Origin of the sequence: Cryobacterium sp. 10I1, assembly GCF_035019805.1 — a bacterium.
Classification (GTDB): Bacteria; Actinomycetota; Actinomycetes; order Actinomycetales; family Microbacteriaceae; genus Cryobacterium; species Cryobacterium glucosi.
Map to the genome: position 1 here is coordinate 1 of NZ_JASJVF010000381.1, position 2,183 is coordinate 2,183.

Sequence of the window (2,183 nt, forward strand, 5' to 3'; positions counted from 1 at the left end):
GGTGCGGAGCACGTCGACGACCGTGCGTACGGCGAGGCGCTCGGCGCGGTCCGGGCGCATCAGCGCAACGATCTGCCGCTCGGCGTCCACCCCGCGCAACGGCTTGAGCGTCACCCGCCCCGGTTGGCCGCCTCCCCACGTGTAGCGCGGCACGAGGGCGATCCCGAGGCCTGCCGTCACGAACGCCTCGATGAGCCTCATGTCGGCGAATCGCTGGGCGACAGTGACGTGGCCGGGGGTGCGCTCCTCGATCTCGTCCAGGATCCGCTCGAAGGGATACCCGTCCGGCACCCCGATCCAGGTCTCGTCGATCACGTCCGCCGGGGCGAGCCAGGAGCGGCCGGCGAGCCGGTGATCGGCGGGCAGCCCGACGTCGATCGGCTCCGTCATGAGCGGAACGACCGTCAGGCCGCGCCCGCCCCAGGACCGCTGGCCGCTCAGGCTGTACGCGAGCACGATGTCGTAGTCGGCCGTGAGCGCAGGGAAGTCCCGGAGCTCCGGGTCGAGGTCGGTGCACGTGACCACGAGGCCGGGCCGGTCGGCGAGTTGCAGCATGGCCCCGGGCAGGAGCATCTCGCCGGCGGTCGGGAAGGTGACCACGCTGACCCCTCCGGAGGCGTCGTTCCGGAACTCGTGCCAGACGGCGGTGGCGCGGGCGATCGCGACCGACACATCGGTGGCGCTGCGGGCGAGCGCGCGCCCGGCATCCGTCAGAACGATGCCCCTCCCGCGGCGCTCGGTGAGGCGCACCCCGGCCTCGCGCTCGAGCACTTTGAGTTGCTGGGAGACGGCGGATGCCGTGCGATGCGTCGCCCGCGCGACCTCGGTGATCGAGCCGCGTTCGGCCAGTTCCCTGAGCAGTTCGAGCCGCTGAATGTCCATGTAGCTACGCTACACAATGAGTACAGGACAATGCGATTGTGCTGCATGGTTAGAGGTGGTCAAATAAATACGTCGAACACGTGCAGCAGTGCCTCCGTATCACCGACATCCACCCCTGGTTGAAAGGCCCCCTCGTGTTCGTTCTCATTGCCGTGCTCTCCCTGATCGTTGTCGCGTCCATCGTTGGCGTTGTTGTCGATGTGCAGAATGACGGCTACCGTCACATGCCCGAACAGCGCACCTTCGTTCGCGGCTTCTGACCCCTGCGTGACGCCTCCCCGTCCCCCGGGCCGGGGCAGGCGTCGCCAATCCCGAATGGCATACAGTTGATCCGTGACGGACATTCGGCAGCAGCTCATTGACTACATCTCGGCTGAGGCCGTGTTCCACGGTGACTTCACCCTCACGAGCGGGAAGAAGGCGACGTACTACGTCGACCTCCGCAAGGTGAGCCTCGACCACCGGGTCGCCCCGCTGATCGGCCAGGTCATGATCGACCTCATCGCCGGTGTGCCCGACGTCACCGCCGTCGGCGGCATGACGATGGGCGCAGACCCCGTAGCCGCGGCGATCCTGCACCAGGGTGTCGCCCGCGGCCTCTCCTACGACGCGTTCGTCGTGCGCAAGGAGCCCAAGGACCACGGCCGCGGCCGCCAGGTCGAGGGCCCCGACCTCGCCGGCAAGCGCGTGATCGTGCTCGAGGACACCTCGACCACCGGCGGATCCCCGCTCGCGGCCGTCGAAGCCCTGCTCAAGGTCGGCGCGATCATCGCCGGCGTCGCGGTCGTCGTCGACCGCAACACCGGCGCCCGCGAAGTCATCGAAGCGGCCGGCTACCCCTACTTCGCCGCCATCGGCCTTGAGGACCTGGGGCTGAACTAATGCCAGACCAGTCGGGGAGCGGCGAAGAAGGAATCGACTGGCTCGCCTCCCAGCTCGGCGACGGCACCAAGCCGACCCTGCCGGACGACTTCGTGATGCGTCGCCCGCGCCGGGCGAAGGGTGCCCCAGCGGATGCCCCCGGCCGGGTTTCCCGTTCCGGCGACGCCTCTGGTGCCGGTACGACATCGGATCCTGAAACTCCGGCGCCCGCGTTCCTGTGGGGACTCAAGCCGACGACGGCGACCGCCGCCGTGACCGTGGTCAAGCCGGCGGCATCCGCCCCGGTTGCGCCGCCGGTTGCTCCGCCGCTTGCTCCGCCGCTCGCTCCGACTCCCGCCGTGCACTCGCCGGTACCCGTGGGCGAGCCTTCTGTGGTCGAGCCGGCCGTGTTCCGGCCGCGCGCTGCCGGCGCCACGGCC

At 69.6% G+C, this 2,183-nt stretch carries 3 protein-coding genes and 1 pseudogene; 2 read left to right on the plus strand and 2 right to left on the minus strand.

The window, feature by feature from the left end; all coding sequences use genetic code 11:
* A partial coding sequence (locus QN345_RS18225; protein WP_323509030.1) for a LysR family transcriptional regulator occupies positions 1-882 on the minus strand: 882 nt, incomplete at its 3' end.
* 59 nt (positions 883-941) lie between these two features.
* Positions 942-1,226: a hypothetical protein gene (locus QN345_RS18230; RefSeq protein WP_134561949.1), complete on the minus strand. Its 285-nt coding sequence runs from the start codon at positions 1,224-1,226 to the stop codon at positions 942-944.
* Here QN345_RS18230 and pyrE point away from each other — a divergent pair.
* Complete coding sequence (pyrE, locus tag QN345_RS18235; protein ID WP_134446203.1) at positions 1,216-1,764, plus strand: orotate phosphoribosyltransferase; 549 nt, start codon at positions 1,216-1,218, stop codon at positions 1,762-1,764. The two genes, QN345_RS18230 and pyrE, sit on opposite strands and share 11 nt — an antisense overlap.
* Positions 1,764-2,183, plus strand: a pseudogene (locus tag QN345_RS18240) (hypothetical protein); the annotation flags it as partial. The gene pyrE and the pseudogene QN345_RS18240, both read left to right, overlap by 1 nt.